General features: G+C 69.3%; 19 protein-coding genes. 7 read left to right on the forward strand and 12 right to left on the reverse strand.

Annotated features, from left to right (window positions below):
* Positions 1-563: 563 nt before the first annotated feature.
* The 4 genes from qcrB to ctaE are packed head-to-tail and all read right to left on the reverse strand — an operon-like array spanning position 564 to position 4763.
* A complete protein-coding gene (qcrB, locus tag Q0Z83_RS36140) occupies positions 564-2174 on the reverse strand; it encodes a cytochrome bc1 complex cytochrome b subunit (protein WP_317787734.1) in 1611 nt (536 codons plus the stop codon).
* Complete coding sequence (gene qcrA, locus Q0Z83_RS36145; RefSeq protein ID WP_317787735.1) at positions 2171-3271, reverse strand: cytochrome bc1 complex Rieske iron-sulfur subunit; 1101 nt, start codon at positions 3269-3271, stop codon at positions 2171-2173. The genes qcrB and qcrA overlap by 4 nt, the downstream gene beginning before the upstream one ends.
* A complete protein-coding gene (qcrC, locus tag Q0Z83_RS36150; RefSeq protein ID WP_317787736.1) occupies positions 3268-4116 on the reverse strand; it encodes a cytochrome bc1 complex diheme cytochrome c subunit in 849 nt (282 codons plus the stop codon). Before qcrC ends, qcrA begins: the two co-directional genes overlap by 4 nt.
* Before the next feature lie 50 nt (positions 4117-4166).
* Positions 4167-4763, reverse strand: coding sequence for an aa3-type cytochrome oxidase subunit III (gene ctaE, locus Q0Z83_RS36155; RefSeq protein WP_317787737.1), 597 nt, complete (start codon positions 4761-4763; stop codon positions 4167-4169).
* Between the two features lie 109 nt (positions 4764-4872).
* Here ctaE and Q0Z83_RS36160 point away from each other — a divergent pair, with 109 nt between their 5' ends.
* The 5 genes from Q0Z83_RS36160 (at position 4873) to Q0Z83_RS36180 (ending at position 8534) form a co-directional block, all read left to right on the forward strand.
* Positions 4873-5811 (forward strand): cytochrome c oxidase assembly protein, encoded by a 939-nt coding sequence (locus Q0Z83_RS36160; protein WP_378078657.1) that lies wholly within the window; start codon positions 4873-4875, stop codon positions 5809-5811.
* Between the two features lie 48 nt (positions 5812-5859).
* Entirely contained in the window at positions 5860-6300 is a 441-nt protein-coding gene (locus tag Q0Z83_RS36165) for a hypothetical protein (RefSeq protein ID WP_317787738.1), read from the forward strand.
* Between the two features lie 36 nt (positions 6301-6336).
* Positions 6337-7395, forward strand: a complete 1059-nt coding sequence (trpD, locus tag Q0Z83_RS36170; protein WP_317787740.1) for an anthranilate phosphoribosyltransferase — start codon at positions 6337-6339, stop codon at positions 7393-7395.
* A 109-nt stretch (positions 7396-7504) separates the two neighbouring features.
* Entirely contained in the window at positions 7505-7711 is a 207-nt protein-coding gene (locus Q0Z83_RS36175) for a hypothetical protein (RefSeq protein WP_317787742.1), read from the forward strand.
* An 88-nt stretch (positions 7712-7799) separates the two neighbouring features.
* Positions 7800-8534 carry an SDR family oxidoreductase gene (locus tag Q0Z83_RS36180; protein WP_317787743.1) on the forward strand — a complete coding sequence of 245 codons (735 nt, stop codon included), beginning with the start codon at positions 7800-7802 and terminating at the stop codon, positions 8532-8534.
* Here Q0Z83_RS36180 and Q0Z83_RS36185 read toward each other — a convergent pair.
* The 5 genes from Q0Z83_RS36185 to ctaC form a co-directional block, all read right to left on the reverse strand.
* A complete protein-coding gene (locus Q0Z83_RS36185; protein ID WP_317787744.1) occupies positions 8496-9362 on the reverse strand; it encodes a helix-turn-helix transcriptional regulator in 867 nt (288 codons plus the stop codon). The genes Q0Z83_RS36180 and Q0Z83_RS36185 overlap by 39 nt on opposite strands.
* Positions 9363-9374: 12 nt before the next feature.
* Positions 9375-10298: an SDR family oxidoreductase gene (locus tag Q0Z83_RS36190; RefSeq protein WP_317787745.1), complete on the reverse strand. Its 924-nt coding sequence runs from the start codon at positions 10296-10298 to the stop codon at positions 9375-9377.
* 54 nt (positions 10299-10352) lie between these two features.
* Complete coding sequence (locus Q0Z83_RS36195; protein ID WP_317787746.1) at positions 10353-11219, reverse strand: sigma-70 family RNA polymerase sigma factor; 867 nt, start codon at positions 11217-11219, stop codon at positions 10353-10355.
* Positions 11220-11295: 76 nt separating this feature from the next.
* Positions 11296-11754: a cytochrome c oxidase subunit 4 gene (locus Q0Z83_RS36200; RefSeq protein WP_317787747.1), complete on the reverse strand. Its 459-nt coding sequence runs from the start codon at positions 11752-11754 to the stop codon at positions 11296-11298.
* Between the two features lie 7 nt (positions 11755-11761).
* Positions 11762-12688 (reverse strand): aa3-type cytochrome oxidase subunit II, encoded by a 927-nt coding sequence (gene ctaC, locus Q0Z83_RS36205; protein WP_317787748.1) that lies wholly within the window; start codon positions 12686-12688, stop codon positions 11762-11764.
* Between the two features lie 157 nt (positions 12689-12845).
* On the opposite strand from ctaC, the gene Q0Z83_RS36210 reads away from it, so the two are divergent.
* A complete protein-coding gene (locus Q0Z83_RS36210; RefSeq protein WP_317787749.1) occupies positions 12846-13991 on the forward strand; it encodes a cysteine desulfurase family protein in 1146 nt (381 codons plus the stop codon).
* The gene (locus Q0Z83_RS36215) at positions 13988-14197 is read left to right on the forward strand and encodes a sulfurtransferase TusA family protein (protein WP_317797216.1); all 210 of its coding nucleotides are present in this window, start codon (positions 13988-13990) and stop codon (positions 14195-14197) included. The genes Q0Z83_RS36210 and Q0Z83_RS36215 overlap by 4 nt, the downstream gene beginning before the upstream one ends.
* 108 nt (positions 14198-14305) lie before the next feature.
* Here Q0Z83_RS36215 and Q0Z83_RS36220 read toward each other — a convergent pair whose 3' ends face one another.
* From Q0Z83_RS36220 to erpA, 3 genes are all read right to left on the reverse strand, one after another.
* Positions 14306-14818, reverse strand: coding sequence for an AAA family ATPase (locus Q0Z83_RS36220; protein ID WP_317787751.1), 513 nt, complete (start codon positions 14816-14818; stop codon positions 14306-14308).
* Positions 14819-14836: 18 nt separating this feature from the next.
* Positions 14837-15814, reverse strand: coding sequence for a carbohydrate kinase family protein (locus Q0Z83_RS36225; protein ID WP_317787752.1), 978 nt, complete (start codon positions 15812-15814; stop codon positions 14837-14839).
* A 113-nt stretch (positions 15815-15927) separates the two neighbouring features.
* Positions 15928-16299 carry an iron-sulfur cluster insertion protein ErpA gene (gene erpA / locus Q0Z83_RS36230; RefSeq protein WP_317787753.1) on the reverse strand — a complete coding sequence of 124 codons (372 nt, stop codon included), beginning with the start codon at positions 16297-16299 and terminating at the stop codon, positions 15928-15930.
* Positions 16300-16377 lie beyond the last annotated feature (78 nt).

The following is a 16377-nucleotide window of genomic DNA, read 5'->3' on the forward strand; positions in this document are numbered from 1 at the left end:
CCGCAGCGGCGACAACCGGCGAAAGCAGACACAGCCGCCGCAGGGCCAAGGCCCCAAGGCCGCCGCACCACCGCAGGGCCAAGGCCCCAAGGCCGCCGCACCACCGCAGGGCCAAGGCCAAGGCAAAGGTCGGGTCGGGTCGGGTCGGGTCGGGTCGGGTCGGGTCGGGTCGGGTCGGGTCGGGTCGGGTCGGGTCGGGTCGGGTCGGGTCGGGTCGGGTCGGGTCGGGTCGACCAGAGTATGGAGGGACCCCCGCAGCCATCCCGGCGACGCAAGGTTCGGGGGCGGCGGTGGTTCACGGAGGGATCAAGCCTGACCGCCCGGAGTGAGCCGCCGCCGCCCCCGAACCGACCCACGACCATAAAATCCTCGAACCCGCAGCCTTCCGGCTGGAAAGCACCCGGACCGACCACCCATGGCCGGGAGAACACGGAGAAGCAGCCGCAGAGAGCGAAGCGCGGCGAGAGGCGCACACGGAGAGGAAAAGAAGCGGCGAGGAGACGCGGGCGGGAAAGAAGAAAGGCCCGCCGGACCGAAGTCCGACGGGCCTCAAGACCAAGACGTCACCGTCCGGACTTGATCTCCTCACGCTTGGCGGGCCCACCGACAGCCGGGGAAACCGGAATCTCGGCCGGCTTCTCCACCGGGTAGAAGAAGCCCTTGATCGCCGGAGCCAGGGCCCCGAGGCGGTTCATCTTCTTCGGGACGACCCAGCCGGCGTACTCCAGCGGGATCGGGTGTCCGTGCTCGTCGACCGGGCCCAGGGGCTGGTGGACTTCGACGAACTGGCCGTTCGGCAGGCGCTTGATGATGCCCGTCTCCACGCCGTGGGCCAGGACCTGGCGGTCGTGCTGCTGCAGGCCGAGGCAGATACGGACCGAGATGTAGTAGGCGAGCGGCGGCAGGATGACGAGACCGATACGGCCGGCCCAGGTCATCGCGTTCAGGCTGATGTGGAACTTGTCGGCGATGACGTCGTTGCCGCCGGAGATGGTGGCGACGATGAAGAACGCCAGCGACATCATGCCGATGCCGACGCGCTCCGGGTTGTCACGCGGCCGCTCGAGCAGGTGGTGGCTGCGCTTGTCCTTGAGCTTGCGCGCTTCCAGCCACGGGTACGCCATGGGCAGCGTGAACAGCGCACCGAGACCGACCACGGCGGGCCAGAACATCGGTGGGAGGCTGTAGCCGTCGCCGATCGGGATGTAGATCTGCCAGTTCGGCATGAGACGGACCAGGCCGTCCATGAACATGACGTAGAAGTCGGGCTGCGAGGCGGAGGAGACCTCAGCCGCACGGTACGGCCCGAAGAGCCAGATCGGGTTGATCTGGAACAGGCCGGCCATCAGCGCGATGACGCCGAAGACGGCCATGAAGAAGCCGCCCTGCTTCATCGCGTAGCGCGGGAACATGCGCTCACCGACGACGTTGTCGTTGGTCCGCAGCGGGCCGGCCCACTGGGTGTGCTTCTGCTTGAACACGATGCCCAGGTGGGCGGCGATCAGGCCGAGCAGGAGACCCGGGATGAGCAGCACGTGCGCGATGTAGAAGCGGCCGATGATCAGCTCGCCGGGGAACTCGCCGCCGAAGATGGCGGCGGAGAGCCAGGTGCCGATGACCGGGAGGGTCAGCATGATCGCGGAGGCGATGCGGAGACCGGTACCGGAGAGGCCGTCGTCGGGAAGCGAGTAGCCGGTGAAGCCGGCGAAGAACCCGAGCAGGAACAGCACGACGCCGATCACCCAGTTGATCTCGCGCGGCTTACGGAACGCACCGGTGAAGAAGATGCGCGCCATGTGCACGATGATCGAGGCCATGAACAGCAGCGCCGCCCAGTGGTGCATCTGCCGCATGAAGAGGCCACCGCGGACCTCGAACGACAGGTGCAGCGAGGACTCGTAGGCCGCGGACATCATGGTGCCCTTGAGCGCGAGGTACGAGCCGTCGTACGGCACCTCCTTCATCGACGGGTCGAAGAAGAGGGTGAGGAACACGCCACTGAGCAGCAGCACGATGAACGAGAACAGGGCGATCTCGCCGAGCAGGAACGACCAGTGGTCGGGGAAGACCTTGTTCAGTAGGCCGCGCAGCGGGGTGGCCGCCTGGAACCGGTCGTCGACACCCTTGGCGAAAGTCTTAGGGGCCTCTGCGAGGTCGATTTTTCGGCGCTTCACGGCCGCTCCCAGAAGTCAGGTCCGACGACGTCTCGATAGTCTTCCGCCGCCACGAAGAAACCTTCCTCGTCCACTGTAAGCGGCAGCATCGGCAGACGACGCGTCGCGGGCCCGAAGACCGGCTGCGCGTTGTTCGTGATGAGGAACTGCGACTGGTGGCAAGGGCAGAGAAGACGGTTGGTCTGCTGCTCGTAGAGGCTGGCCGGGCAGCCGGCGTGCGTGCAGATCTTGGAATACGCCACGTAGTTGCCCCACATCGAACCCACGTTGCGGCCGTTCTTGTCGGCCTCGGCGTTCTTGCGGGTCTCCGCCGCGTCGTCCGCCCGGAGGTGGATCAGCAGCGTCGGAGAGTCGGCGTAGTGGTTGGTGGCGCCGTGCGGGATGCCCGGGTAGACGGTCATCTGGCCGCCCGCGCTCACGTCCTCGGGGCGGATCGGGGTGCCGTCCTCACGGGTGAGGCGGACCAGCTTGTCCCCGTTGTTCGAAGGGTGGAACCCGGTGGTGTACATCATCGGGTGGTCGCCCTTGTGCGGGTTCTGGATCAGGCCACCGACCAGCGGAGCGGCGACGGCCAGGCCGAGCGGGGCGGCGCCGATGGCGATCGCACCCTTCAGCAGCGGCCGGCGCGCGACACCCAGCTCGTCGGCCACATACATCATGGTCTGACCGGTGATCAGGCGCTCGTCGTCGGAGGACGGGTCGCCGTGCCGCTGCTGGATGGACAGCTCGTGCGGCAGCAGCTTCTTCGCCCAGGCGAGGATCGCGAAACCGAGCGACAGCAGGCCCAGGCCCAGGGTGATGCCCAGGATCGGGGTGTAGTAGTCGCTCAGCGTGTGGCCGAGCTTGAACTCCCACGGCCACACGATGTAGAAGACCAGGAAGGCCGCGGTGAACAGCCCGGAGAGCAGGAGCAGCAGGCTGATGTTGCGGACGATCCGCCGCTCCGCCTTGGAGTTCTGCCCGTGGAAGTGCGACTCGTACGTGACGATCTCGATGTCGTCGCGCCGAAGGCCTTCCTTGACGATGTCGAACCTCGTCAGGTGGGGGTCGTTGACGTCGACCGGCGTGCCGGTCTCGCCGTGGTGGACCGCCGTCATGACTTCCCCGCAATCCAGAGCGACGTGAAGACCAGGAGCGTGATGCCGACCAGGAAGATGGCCATGCCCTCGGTCGACGGGCCGTACCGGCCCAGGTTGAAGAGGCCGCCCGGGTCCTTGTCGTCCTGCAGCTGGACCGAGATGTAGGTGATGATCTGCTTCTTCTGCTCCGGCGTGAGCTGGTTGTCACCGAAGACCGGCATGTTCTGCGGGCCGGTGAGCATGGCCGCGTAGAGCTCCTCGGCCGTGGCGTCGCCCAGGCTCGGGGCGAACTTGCCGGAGGAGAGCGCGCCGCCGCCGGCGCCGAAGCCGTGGCAGGAGGTGCAGTTGACGCGGAACAGCTCGCCACCGCGGGCCAGCGCGTCCGGGTCGGACTCGATGTCGGCGACCAGCGGGCCGTCGGGCAGCTCCGGACCGCCGCCGAGCTCCTGGATGTACTGACCCAGCTGCTCGGTCTGCGCGTCGTCGAACTGCGGCGGCTTCTGCTCGGCCTGGGCCTCCTGGCGGGTCATCGGCATGCGGCCGGTGCCCACCTGGAACTCCACCGAAGCCGAGCCGACGCCGATCAGGCTCGGCCCACGGTCCTGGACACCCTGGCCGTCACGGCCGTGGCAGCTGATGCAGCTGGTGTCGTAGAGCGCCTTACCCTCCCGTGCGACAGCGGAGAGCTGGACGTTGTCCTCGGCGAACGCGCCCGGTGTGAATGCGGTGTAGACGCCGCCGGCCAACGCCAGGGCGGCGAGCATGCGCACCGCTGCGCCGAGCCTCCGGCGCACCCGGCTGGGCGCGCCGCGCCGCCGGGAGAACACCCGGGCGCGCCTGCGGGCGGGGGTGTCAGAAGTCATGGGCTATGTCCCTTGGGGTTCGAACCTGAAGCTCAGCGGATGACGGCGCGTCACTGAAGCCAATAGATCATGGCGAACAGGGCGATCCAGACGACGTCCACGAAGTGCCAGTAGTACGACACGACGATCGCTGACGTGGCCTGGGCGGGAGTGAACCGGCCCATGGTCGTCCGGATCATGTAGACGATGAAGGCGATCAGGCCGCCGGTCACGTGCAGACCGTGGAACCCGGTCGTCAGGTAGAACATCGAGCCGTACCCGTCGCCGTTGATCTTGACGCCGTGTCCGACCAGGGTCACGTACTCGTTCACCTGCCCGAGCACGAAGATCAGGCCCATCACGAAGGTGATCGTGAACCAACGCCGCAGCGCGAACACGTCACCCTTCTCCGCCGCGAAGACGCCGAGCTGGCAGGTCACCGACGAGAGAACCAGGATCACCGTGAACGTTGTGGCGTACGGGATGTTGAGTGCTTTCGTGTGGTGCTCCCACATGCTGTAGTCCGCAGCACGGATGGAGAAGTACATCGCGAACAACGCCGCGAAGAACATGAGCTCGCTGGAGAGCCACACGATGGTCCCGACGCTGACCATGTTGGGTCGGGTCAGCGAGTGGATCCGGCTCTTGTCGATGGCTGCCGCTGTCACGGCCTCATTATTCATCCGAGATAGGCCCAAGGTCCTCCGGGGTCCCCAATCCGGCCCAGTGGGCGGCCCGGAATATTCCGTGACCAGCGGGTAGACCTAACCTCAAGTGGTGCAGCTTCACGTTTTGCCCTCACTCGCGGCCGATGCCGGGGATACTAGTCTTCCGCCGTTCACCCCGGCGGCGTTCTTCACCGAGATCAACCTGGTCAGTCCGATCGCGTTGGGTCTGCTGGTGTCGGCGGCGCTCTACCTGTACGGCGTGTGGCGTCTGCGGCAGCGCGGCGACGACTGGCCGGCCGGGCGGACGGTGGCCTTCATCGCCGGTGGGCTGGGGTCGATCGCGCTGGTCACGGTCACCGGCATCGAGGCGTACGACACCACCCTGATCTCCGTCCACATGGTGCAGCACATGGTGCTGTCCATGGTGGGCCCGATCTTCCTGGCCCTGGGCGCGCCGACCACGCTGGCCCTGCGCGTCCTGCACGGGCCGCCGCGCAAGACCCTGCTGACGGTCCTGCACAGCCGGTACGTCCGGGTGCTGACCTTCCCGCTGGTGGCGTTCGGGCTGTTCATCGCGAACCCGTTCGTCCTCTACTTCACCGGCGCCTACCGGCAGACCCTGGAACACGTCTGGGTGCACGAGTTCGTGCACTTCCACTTCATCGTGACCGGCTGCCTGTTCTTCTGGCCGCTGCTCGGGCTCGACCCGTTGCCGAACCGGTGGCCGTACCCGGGCCGGGCCCTGCTCATGGTCTTGAGTGTCCCGTTCCACACGGTGCTCGGGCTGACCATCATGCAGAGCAATGAGCTGCTCGGCGGCGACTGGTACCCGAATCTGGGCCTGAGCTGGCTGGATCCGAAGGCCGACCAGGTCACGGCGGGCGGCATCCTGTGGGCCGGCGGCGAGATCGTCAGTGTCACGATGCTGGGCATCCTGGTGGTCCAGTGGGTCCGCCAGTCGGAGCGGGAGGCCCGGCGGATCGACCGAGCCCTGGACCGGGCCGAGGCGGCGGAGAATGCGGTACGCCCGGCGCCCGACGCCGGATAACAAGTTCGGTACGATCCCTGGGACCTAAGACGTGAGGTGGGGCACAAGATGAGCGAGTACACCGTGAGCGAGTACACCGTTCTGCTCTACAGCGACGACGCCGCCGTGCGGGACCGGATCCGGCTCGCCATCGGCCCGCGTCCCGCGGCTGATCTCAAGGTCGAGTTCGCCGAGGCCTCCACCTGGGAGGAGTGCCGCCGCCTGCTCGACGAGTACGAGATCGATCTGATGATGCTCGACGGCGAGGCCACTCCGGCCGGCGGCATCGGAATCGCTCGTCAGACCAAGGACGAGTATCTGAACCCCCCGCCCACCTGTGTCGTGATCGCCCGTGCCGCCGACCGCTGGCTCGCCGCGTACGCGCAGGTGGACGCCACCATCGTGGCCCCGCTGGACCCGGTCACCACCGGGCAGACGGTGGCCGGGCTGCTCCGCGCGCGCCGTGCCGGCGCCATCCCGCTGGGCACCTTGGGCACCATCCCCCGCTGAGCACTTTCCGCTTGAACCCTTGATGGAGGCAGCGCCATGGGCGCACGCACCTGGCCCAACCTGACGAGCGCACTGCTGCGTGGCGAGGAGCTCGCCACGACGGACACGGCGTGGGCCATGGGCGAGATCATGGCCGGCAACGCGACCCCGGTGCAGATAGCCGGGTTCGCGGTGGCGCTGCGTGCCAAGGGTGAGACGCCGGCCGAGCTCGGTGGCCTGGTGGAGGCGATGATCGCCAGCGCCACGCTGGTCGAGCTGCCGGAGGAGACCCGGACCAGCGCGGTCGACGTGGTCGGCACCGGCGGCGACCGGGCCAACACGGTGAACATCTCCACCCTGGCCGCGATCGTGACGGCCTCGGCCGGGGTGCCGGTGGTCAAGCACGGCAACCGGTCGGCCTCGTCGACGACCGGTTCGGCCGACCTGCTGGAGCATTTCGGCCTGCCGCTCGATCTGGGCCCGGCCGGGGTCGCCCGGTCGGTCGCCGAGGCGGGCATCGGTTTCTGCTTCGCGGCCCGCTACCACCCGGGCATGCGGCACGCCTCGGTCCCCCGGCGTGAGCTGGGCGTTCCGACCTTCTTCAACATGCTCGGCCCGCTGACCAACCCGGCCCGGCCGACCTCGGCGATGGTGGGTTGCTTCGACGCCCGGATGGCCCCGGTGATGGCCGAGGTCTTCGCCCGGCGTGGTGATTCGGCGCTGGTGGTGCGGGGCGAGGACGGCCTGGACGAGTTCACCACCTCGGCGCCCACCCGGATCTGGATGGCTCGGGACGGCAAGGTGGAGGAGTTGGTGATCGACGCGGTGGAGCTGGGTCTGCCGCGGAGCCGCCCGGCCGACCTGCGCGGCGGTGAGGTGGCGTTCAACGCGGATGTGGCCCGGCGCCTGTTCGCCGGTGAGCAGGGCCCGGTGCGTGACGCCGTGCTGCTCAACGCGTCGGCGGCGTTCGCGGCCCAGAGCGGCTTCCCGGGTGACTTCCGGGAGACGCTGGTGGCCGGCATGCGGCGGGCCGCCGAGGCGATCGACTCCGGCGCGACGACCGCTCAGCTGGAGCGCTGGGTGGCCGCGGCGCAGGCCGCCAAGGCCGCCGAGTAACCGGGAATTTCCTTCAACACGCCGCTGGTAATACCCGAGATCGTCCTTTTTACGTGAAACCGTCTGAATGACATTCGGGTAATTTGACCTTCCCGCGAAGGAGAAACCCGTGCCGGAACGCGAACTGCGCTGCGTCATCTGCGACGGCGACATGCTCTTCGAGGTGCCGCCCTGCGAGGACGGCCACGACGACTGCCCCGAGCTGGTCTGCACCCGCTGCGGGGCGGCCGAGGTGGTCGCCCCGATCGTCGTCCACCTGTGGAAACCGGGCGAGCGGACCAGACGGGTCGCACCCCAGCAGCGCTCCGCCGCCTGATCTTCGGCCCCGCTGTCACAGATCGCGGCGCTACCCGGTCATCACTGTCGTCCGAGTCATTCGACGAACAGAACGAAGGCCGAGAAAAATGAAGATCGCTGTAATCGGGGGCACCGGGCTCATCGGGTCGCAGGTCGTGCGGCTGCTGACCACCGGTGGGCACGACGTGCTGCCGCTCTCCCCGTCGACCGGCGTCGACCTGCTGACCGGGTCGGGCCTGCCGGAGGCGCTGGCCGGCGCCGACGTCGTCGTCAACCTGACCAACTCACCGACGTTCGACGAGGCGTCGCCCGCGTTCTTCCGGACGACCATGGAGAACATGCTGTCGGCGGCCGCCTCGGCCGGGGTCGGCCACGCCGTGATCCTGTCGATCGTCGGGGTCGACCAGGTGCCGGAGCTGGACTACTACCGCGCCAAGGTGCTGCAGGAGGACCTGCTGCGGACCGGCCCGGTGCCGTACTCGATCGTCCGGGCCACCCAGTTCTTCGAGTTCGTCGACGCGATCCTGTCGTGGACGTCCGACGAGAACACGGTCCGCCTGCCCGCCACCCCGGTCCAGCCGATGGCGGCGGCCGATGTGGCCCGGGCGGTGGCCGACGTCGCCGCCGGTGCCCCGCTGAACGGGGTTCGCAACGTCGCCGGACCGCAGGTGTTCGGGCTCGACGAACTGGGCCGGGTCGCCCTGTCCGCCCGGGGCGACCGACGGGCCGTGGTCACCGACCCGTCGGCGGGTATGTTCGCCGCGGTCCCAGGTGACGTCCTGATCGGCCGGGACGACGCCGTCCTAGCCGGGACGACCTTCCTGGACTGGCTGTCCCGGTAGATCGACGGCTCCGAGAACCGCCAGCAGACGGAGTCTCTCGTCGGCGGCGGTTCCCGGAGCGGCGGTGTACATCACCAGCTGCTGCGCCTGGTCCGGGTCGATCAGGCGCTGGCAGTGCAGCTCCAGCGGCCCCACCCGGGGATGCCGCAGCCGCACCGGCCCGCAGTAGGGCCCGGCGACCGGCTGGTCACGCCACAGTCGGGCGAATTCCGGGCTTGCGGTGAGCAGCAGGCCGACGAGCGTCGCGGTTCGAGATTCAACCCCATCCCGGGTGTACGACCGGAGCAGATCCGCCACGACGAGACGGCTCTGCGCGTCCCGGTCCTCGTCCGGGTGCAGCTGCCGCGCCGCCGGATCGGTGAACCACCGGTAGTGCAGAGAGCGTGCCCACCCGGTGTGCACGCTCTCGTCGCCGATCAGCGCCACCGACAGCGGTGTCTGCAGCAGCGTCTCGCCGAGCGCGGTGACCACCTGCGCCGCGGTCTCCCCGACCCCGTCGAAGATCCGGCGCATCCCGGGGTTGACGTGCCCGGAGTCCGCCGATCGACGGGGCGTGGCATAGCCGGCCAGCGTTCGCAGGTGGTCGTGTTCTTCCATCGACAGCCGCAGCCCACGGGCGACAGCGTCGATCATCTGCTCGGACGGGTGCGGGCCGCGCGGCTGCTCCAGCCGGGTGTAGTAGTCGACGGACATGTCGCTGAGCACGGCGACCTCCTCCCGGCGCAGCCCGCGGGTCCGGCGGCGGCCGCCCCGGGGCAGTCCCACGTCCTCGGGCTGCACGGTCTCCCGCCGGGTACGCAGATAGGCGGCCAGCCGTGCCCGATCCACCGTGTCCTCCCGTCAGCCGGCCAGCGCCAGTGAGTGCTCCCACAGGCGGGCGGCCTGATCGCGGTCTCGGGCCGCCCGGTAGATCTTCAGTTCGGCCGGTCCGCCGGTGAACTGACCGAACCCGTCCGGGCCGTAGAGCCGCCCGCCCTGTGCCTGCTCACTGGTGGCCGCGTACAGGATCGGCAGCATGCCCTGCGCCACGCCGTGCACCAGGATCCCCCAGCGGTGCAGGCGGCTCATGAGCGCCTCGTGCGGGGCGCGCCCGGCCCGGCCCAGGTTGGGTCCGGCGGCGTAGAGGCCGGTCAGGGTGGTGCCCGGATGGGCGGCGTTGCTGACCACACCCCAGCCCTCGGTACGGCTGCGCCGGTCCAGTTCCAGGGCGAAGAACAGGTTGGCCAGTTTCGACCGCCCGTAGCCGCCGACCGCCGAGTACCGCCGCTCGCTCTGCAGGTCGGTCCAGTCCAGGCGGGCCTGGCGGGCCGCGCTGCTGGTCACCGTGGTCACCCGGGCCTGGCCGGCCCGCAGCAGCGGCAGCAGCCCGGTGGTGAGCGCGAAATGCCCCATGTGGTTGGTGCCGAACTGCAACTCGAAGCCGTCCACGGTGGTGTGCCGGGTGGCCGGCGCCATCACCCCGGCGTTGTTGATCAGCAGGTGGATCGGCCGGTCCTCGGTGATCAGGCTACGGAACAGGCTGTTCACCGACGCGGCCGAGGCGAGGTCCAGCGGCCGCACCGAGACCCGGGCGCCCGGGGCGGCGCCGCGGATCCGATCCACCGCGGCCACTCCCCTGGCCTCGTCCCGGACGGCCAGCAGCACCTCGGCGCCCGCCTCGGCAAGTCGGCCCGCCAGGGCCAGGCCCAGTCCGCCGCTCGCCCCGGTCACCAGCGCCCGGCGACCGGTGAGATCCAGCTCCCGCGGCATCGTCACTCTGTTCATGCCTCCACGCTGACGGCGGCACCGACGGGCAACCATGCCACGCCGATACAAGGCTCAGAGCGCGGTCAACTTGTCCGGGTTGACCATCCAGAGCAGTTGTTCGATGCCATCCGGCCCGGCGGTGACCGCGAGCACGCCGTAGATCGCCCCGCCGCGACGCAGGACGACCGCGTCGCCGCCGTTGAGCGCGGCGAACTCCACGTCGACGTCGGCCCAGAACCACGGGGCGATCGCGGTCAAGAAGTTGATCACCCGCAACGGGCCCACCACCGCGTGCCGGGACACCTGGTAGGCACCGTTGCCGTCGGACACACTCCGCACGTCGACGGCGAACAGCCGTTCCAGGGCCGCCATGTCGCCGGAGCGGGCCGCCGCGACGAACGCCGTGAGCAGCTCCCGCTGTGCCTCGGCGCTGACCGGAGCGCGCCGCTCACCCGTCACCCGTTTCCGGGCCCGGCTGACCAACTGCCGGACCGCCGGTTCGGTGGTGTCCAGGATCTCGGCGATCTGCCCGTACGGATAGTCGAACGCCTCCCGCAGCACGTACGCGGCACGTTCGTTCGGGGTCAGCTTCTCCATCAGCAGCAGCGCCGCGAACTCCAGTGCCTCACCCCGCTCCGCACCCAGGTAGGGGTCGGCGCCGGTGTCCACGGGTTCGGGCAGCCACGGCCCGATGTACGTCTCCCGCCGCACCCGGGCCGACTGCAGCGCGTTGATGGCCAGCCGGGTCGCCGTGGTGGTCAGGAATCCGCCCGGGTTGTGGACCACGCTGCGGTCGGTGGTCTGCCAGCGCAGCCAGACCTCCTGCACCAGATCCTCGGCCTCGGAGGCGCTGCTGAGCATGCGGTACGCGATCCCGAACAGCCGTGGCCGGGCCTCGATGAAGATCGCGGTGGCGTCGTCGAGATCCTGCGTGTCCACGAACCGATCCTCCCAGCCGGGAAACGCGGAAGCCCGCACCACCGGTCGGGGTGCGGGCTTCTCAGCGTGCTCAGATCTACAGGTGCGCTTCCGGGTGGCGGGTGCCGGAGTAGTACTCGAAGAGCAGGCCACACGCGGTGAAGATGACCGCGACCAGGCCGAGCGCGAGCAGCCACCACATCCAGAACACCAGGCCGATACCGGCCACCGAGGCGGCCAGCGCAATGCCGAACGGCCAGTAGCTGCCCGGGCTGAAGAAGCCGACCTCGCCGGCGCCCTCGGCGATCTCGCCGTCCTCCCGGTCCTCCGGCCGCAGGTCGATGCGGCGGGCGACGAACCAGAAGAAGCCGGCGCACATCAAGCAGAGCAGTCCGGAAAGGATCAGCGCGACGACGCCGACCCACTCGGTGCCGCCCTCGTAGCCGTCGCCCACTCCGGTGGAGTTCGGCGTGTTGTACGTGTACATGCCGTAGACGGCGGCCGCGGCGAAAAGGAAGGCCGAGACGGCGGCGAAGATCTTGTATTCAGTCCTCACGACAGTCCTACTTCCCCGCTGCTACGGTCTCGGGCGCGTTCCAGGTGTGCGACTGGCGCCGGGTGTTGAACGGCGAGGTCCGGGTCGCATACGGCTCTTCGCCGATCGCGGTCAGGGCCTGCTGGGTCGACTGGCCGGCCTTGCGCGCCGCGAGGTACTTGTCGAAATTCTCCGGCGTGACGGTGACCAGCTCGAAGTTCATGAAGGCGTGGTAGGTACCGCACAGCTCGGCGCAGCGGCCGACGTAACGGCCGGTCTTGTCGAGGGTGACCTCGAAGACGTTGCGCACGTTGCCGGGGAACACGTCCCGCTTGAACAGCATCTCCGGCACCCAGAACGAGTGGATGACGTCCTTGCTGGTCTCCTCGAACCGGATGGTCTGGCCGACCGGCAGCACCAGGATCGGGATCACATCGGACGAGCCGACGGTCGAGGCGACCGTCGCGGCGTCCTTGCCCATGCCGTCACGGTAGTTGAACTGCCAGTTCCACTTGAACGCGACGACCTCGACGACCTGGTCCGGGTTCTTGGAGAGCTTGTCGACATTGGTCTGCACGACCGCGGTGTAGTAGAACAGCACCGCGACGATCAGGATCGGCGTGACCGTGTACAGGATCTCCATCGGCATGTTGAACCGGGTCTGCACGGGCAGCTCTTCGCCGCGCTTCCGATACCTGATCACACACCAGAAGATCAGGCCCCACACGCCGATGCCGACCGTGAGGGCCGCGATGGTCGACGCGATCCACAGGTCATACATCTCGTGGGCCTGGAGGCTGATGCCCCGGCTCGGCCAGCCGAAGTGGCCGAACGCATCTCCCCAGTCCGCGATCGAACAGCCCGAGAGCACTGTCAGCAGCGTCGCGCCGCCGAGACCCAGCCCGGCCGCTCGGCCTACTGCCCGCGGCCTCGTGGCCGAACTCCTTGCGCCCACCTGCTTCTGCCTCCTTAGCAGCGCCGCCTGCCGAAACCGGACACCTGGCGGCAAGGCTCACCGACGGTCGCACACTACTCGACCAAGACCGGTCCGCCCGCCACCGGGGGGACCGTCGCGGAAAACGCCCGGACAACTGGACGATACCGTTCCCTGTGTGGACTACACAGGCGATCCGGTCGGGGCGCACGCTTACCTGGACGCCGCCGGCGCGGCGCCTCTGCATCCGGTGGCCCGCGAGGCGTTGCTGGCCTCCCTCGCCGATGGCTGGGCCGATCCCACCCGGCTCTACGCGGCGGGCCGGCGGGCGAGGCAGTTGCACGACGCGGCCACCGCGGTGGCCGCCGAGATCCTGGGGGTACGGCCGGACGAGCTCTCCTTCTGGCCATCCGGGACGGCAGCCGCGCAGGCGGCTGTCCTCGGCGGACTCGGCGGTCGGCGACGGGCCGGGAACACGCTGGTCCACTCGGCGATCGAGCATTCGGCCGTGCTGCACGCGGCCCGCACCGCCGAGGCGGTCGAGGTGGGCGTGGACCGGCTGGGCCGCCTCGACCTGGACGCGTGGTCGGCCGCGGTCGGTGGCACCGGAGTGGCCCTGGCGTGCCTGATCGGCGCGAGTCACGAAGTGGGAACGATTCAGCCGGTGGCCGCGGCCGCGGAGATCTGCGCGGAGGCGGGGGTGCCGCTGTTCGTGGACGCGGCCCAGACCGTGGGCCGGGTCGATCTTCCGTCCGGCTGGTCACTGCTGAGCGCGAGCGCGCACAAGTGGGGTGGTCCGCCCGGGGTCGGTGTGCTGGTGGTCCGCAAAGGTGTGCGCTGGCTTTCCCCGTACCCCCAGGATGATCTTCATCGCCCCGGCCACCCGGGCGTGCCCGGCCTGCCGCAAGTGGTCGCGGCGGCCGCGAGCCTGCGGGCCGTCGCGGGTGAGGCGGCGGCCGAGTCGGTGCGGCTGAGCGCGCTCGTCGACCGGATCCGGGAGCGTGTCGCGGCGACCGTGCCGGATGTGGAGATCGTCGGCGACCCGGTCGGCCGGCTGCCGCATCTGGTGACGTTCAGCTGCCTGTATGTGGATGGTGAGGCGCTGCTGCACGCGCTCGACCGGCACGGGTTCGCGGTGTCGTCCGGCTCGTCGTGCACGTCGTCGACGCTGCGGCCCAGTCACGTGCTGGAGGCGATGGGCGTGCTCAGTCACGGCAATGTGCGAGTGTCGCTGCACCGGGCGACGACCGAGGCGGACGTGGAGAGATTCCTCACGGTGTTGCCGGGTCTGGTGGCGGACATCCGGACGGAGGCCGGGCTCTGATCATCCTCGACTGCCGTGGGCTGCGCTGCCCGATCCCGGTGATCCGGCTGGCCAAGGCGATGCCCGGAGTGGCCGTCGGCGAGATCGTGCGGGTGCTCGCCGACGACCCGGCCGCGGCCGGCGACATCCCCGCCTGGTGCCGGATGAAGGGCCAGGAGTTCGTCGCGGCCGACGGCCATCAGTTCGACGTGAGGCGTGTCACCTGAGCCGGCTGGCTCCGCTTCGCTCCGCGGACGATCGCCTTGTAACCGGTGAGATGGCAACCGGTTTTCCGCCACCGCAAACCCCGCGGCGCCGAAAAACCGGTTGCCATCTCACCGGCGGCGATCGTCGAGGTAGTCGATCACCTGGGGGACCGGATCCTTGGCCAGGTGGGTGTCGACGACCAGGCGCGGGCCGAGGTACGGCTCGTACTCGGCCTGGCGCTCCAGGACCCGCACCCAGTCCGGGATGCCCTCGTGGTCGCGGGCCTGATAGCGCTCCTCGACCCGGCGGCGGTGCTCCGCGTCGTCGCCGCAGACCACCTCGACGACCCGCAGCGGCACCGCCATCCGGTCGGCCAGGTCGGTCCACAGCTCGCGGGCCGCCTTGACCGGGTTGACCGCGTCGATGATCACGTGGTGGCCGATCCTGATCTGTTCCTCGGCGAGCGCGGCCACCACGCCGTAGGCGGCGTAGCCGGGCCGGGGTTCGTGCACCCCGTACCGCTGGAGGGTGAAGTCGACCGTGTCGACGGCCAGGACCGCCGCGGGCAGCTCGGCTGCGACCACGGCGGCCAGGGTGCTCTTGCCGACTCCGGGGAGACCGGCGAAAACCGCTAGAACCATGACTTGAGGTCTACGCCCTCACGCCGGGAGGAAGGGCGTGATCTCGGCAGCCGCCTCGTCGCCGTACGCCGCCGCGAACCGCTTGCCGAAGTCGGCGGCCCGGATGTCGTACTCCTGGGTGCCGACCGTCTCCAGCACCAGGGCGGCCACCAGCGAGCCCACCTGCGCGGCGCGCTCCAGCCCGAGGCCCCAGGACACGGCCGAGAAGAAGCCGGCCCGGAAGCCGTCGCCGACACCTGTCGGGTCCTCGCCGATCACATCCGGCACGACCGGCACGTGGATGCGCTCGATGTCGCGGCCGGTGATCTCCACACCGTCCTTGCCGAGCGTGGTGACCCGGATCTTGACGTGCTCCAGGACCTGGTCGGCGGTCAGCTCGGCCTTGGTCTCCAGGAGCGACCGCTCATACTCGTTGGTCATCAGGTACTCGGCGCCGCTGATCAGGCTCAGCACGTCGGACCCGCTCATCCGGGCGAGCTGCTGCGACGGGTCGGCGATGAACCGGTAACCGCGTGACCGGCACTCCTCCGAGTGGCGGATCATCGCGGCCGGGTCGTTGGCGCCGACCAGCACCAGGTCGAGGCCGCCGGCCCGCTCGAACACCGGGGCCAGCTCGATGTTGCGGGCCTCGGCCATCGCACCCGCGTAGAACGAGGCGATCTGGTTCAGGTCGTCGTCGGTGGTGCAGACGAACCGGGCGGTGTGCGCCACATCGCTGACGTGCACCGAGTCGCAGTCGACGCCGTGCCGCTCGAGCCACGACCGGTAGTCGGCGAAGTCCGCGCCGACCGCGCCGACCAGGATCGGCCGCAGGCCCAGCTTGGCCATCCCGAAGGCGATGTTGGGGGCCACCCCGCCGCGCCGGACCACCAGGTCGTCGACGAGGAAGGACAGCGAGACCTTGTGCAACTGGTCGGCGATGAGCTGCTCGGCGAACCTGCCGGGGAAGTGCATCAGGTGGTCGGTGGCGATCGAGCCGGTGACGGCGATCTTCATTTCGGCCCTCGGGGGTCGGGAAACAGGGGCGTTACGGGTTGAGACTACCGGTCGGTTAAGCAGATCAGGCCGCCCCGTTAACGGGACGGCCTGATCTTTCGTCGCGGTGCGACTCAGTGGAACGAGTCACCACAGGCGCACGAGTTCTGCGCGTTCGGGTTGTCGATCGTGAAGCCCTGCGCGTCGATCCGGTCGGCGAAGTCGATGGTCGCGCCGGCCAGGTAGGGAGCGCTCATCCGGTCCACCACGACCTCGACGCCGTCGAAGTCGCTGACGATGTCACCGTCGAGCGAGCGCTCGTCGAAGAAGAGCTGGTAGCGCAGGCCGGAGCAGCCACCGGGCTGTACGGCGATGCGCAGGCGCAGGTCGTCGCGCCCCTCCTGCTCGATCAGGGCCTTGACCTTCACCGCGGCGACGTCGGTGAGGAGGATGCCGGTCGGGGCAGCAGTCGCCTCGGTCGACTCGGTGTGCGCTTCAGTGGTCACTAGGTATCTCCCTGCCAGGTGCGGACATGTGCCGTACCAGGCAACGCTAACCCCATTCCCCGGGATTCCCAATCCGGG

Origin of the sequence: Actinoplanes sichuanensis (assembly GCF_033097365.1) — a bacterium.
GTDB lineage: Bacteria > Actinomycetota > Actinomycetes > Mycobacteriales > Micromonosporaceae > Actinoplanes > Actinoplanes sichuanensis.

What these genes read in the sequence shown, in the direction of transcription:
- Q0Z83_RS36225 (WP_317787752.1), bottom strand. Translation starts at nt 15,814, where the DNA reads ATGAAGATCGCCGTCACCGGCTCGATCGCCACCGACCACCTGATGCAC.
- Q0Z83_RS36220 (WP_317787751.1), bottom strand. Translation starts at nt 14,818, where the DNA reads ATGGTTCTAGCGGTTTTCGCCGGTCTCCCCGGAGTCGGCAAGAGCACC.
- trpD (WP_317787740.1), top strand. Translation starts at nt 6,337, where the DNA reads ATGGGCGCACGCACCTGGCCCAACCTGACGAGCGCACTGCTGCGTGGC.
- Q0Z83_RS36165 (WP_317787738.1), top strand. Translation starts at nt 5,860, where the DNA reads ATGAGCGAGTACACCGTGAGCGAGTACACCGTTCTGCTCTACAGCGAC.
- qcrA (WP_317787735.1), bottom strand. Translation starts at nt 3,271, where the DNA reads ATGACGGCGGTCCACCACGGCGAGACCGGCACGCCGGTCGACGTCAAC.
- qcrC (WP_317787736.1), bottom strand. Translation starts at nt 4,116, where the DNA reads ATGACTTCTGACACCCCCGCCCGCAGGCGCGCCCGGGTGTTCTCCCGG.
- Q0Z83_RS36180 (WP_317787743.1), top strand. Translation starts at nt 7,800, where the DNA reads ATGAAGATCGCTGTAATCGGGGGCACCGGGCTCATCGGGTCGCAGGTC.
- Q0Z83_RS36190 (WP_317787745.1), bottom strand. Translation starts at nt 10,298, where the DNA reads ATGAACAGAGTGACGATGCCGCGGGAGCTGGATCTCACCGGTCGCCGG.